The organism is Microbacterium sp. ZW CA_36 (genome assembly GCF_044987475.1).
Lineage (GTDB): Bacteria > Actinomycetota > Actinomycetes > Actinomycetales > Microbacteriaceae > Microbacterium.
In genome coordinates this window covers 1-687 of record NZ_JBJDRL010000145.1, presented here as the reverse complement: position 1 = coordinate 687, position 687 = coordinate 1, and the positions used below count along the sequence as shown (strand labels likewise).

Annotated in this window: 1 protein-coding gene; it reads left to right on the top strand. The window is 76.6% G+C overall.

Going from position 1 to position 687, the window contains the following annotated elements:
* Positions 1-145 precede the first annotated feature (145 nt).
* The coding region (locus ACI3KX_RS22125; protein ID WP_404911100.1) for an ATP-binding cassette domain-containing protein at positions 146-687 on the top strand (542 nt) is incomplete at its 3' end.

Genomic DNA, 687 nt, shown 5'->3' with positions numbered 1-687 from the left:
GTCCCGGCGCGGGGCCACCGCGTGCCGACGCGCGCCGGGACACGACGGCCGCGCGACGGGACACGACGGCCGCGCGCCGGGACACGACGGCCGCGCGCCGGGACACGACGGCCGCGCGCCGGCGCTGAGCGCACGCGGGATCACCGTGCGGCACGGGGCCGTCATCGCCGTCGATTCCGCCGACCTCATGCTCGACGCGGGCGAGATCGTGGCGCTCGTCGGACCCAACGGTGCGGGCAAGTCGAGCCTGCTCGCCGCGCTCGCCGTGCCCGAGCGCGGCGCGCAGATCGAAGCGGCCGGCCGCGTGGCGTTGATTCCGGATGCCTCGGACGACCTCTTCGTCTTCGACACGGTCGGCGGGGAATGCGCCCGCGCGGATCGTCGAGCGACACGGTCGCGGCGAGAGCCCGGACGTCGACGCGGGTCGGAGCCGGCGTCCGCGGACCTGCCTCCGTCTCACCGGCGCGGACGCAGCGGCCGGCACGCGATCGGCGATACCGCTGATCGGTTCGCCGGGTTCCTCGGACGCGACCCCGAAGACCCCGCGTTCGCCGCGCTTCTCGCGCGGCATCCGCAAGATCTCTCCGTCGGCGAGCGCCGCTGCCTCGCCCTCGCCATCCAGGTGGCCGGCGAGCCCGCCGTGCTGCTCGTCGACGAGCCGACCCGCGGCCTCGATCCCGCCGCACG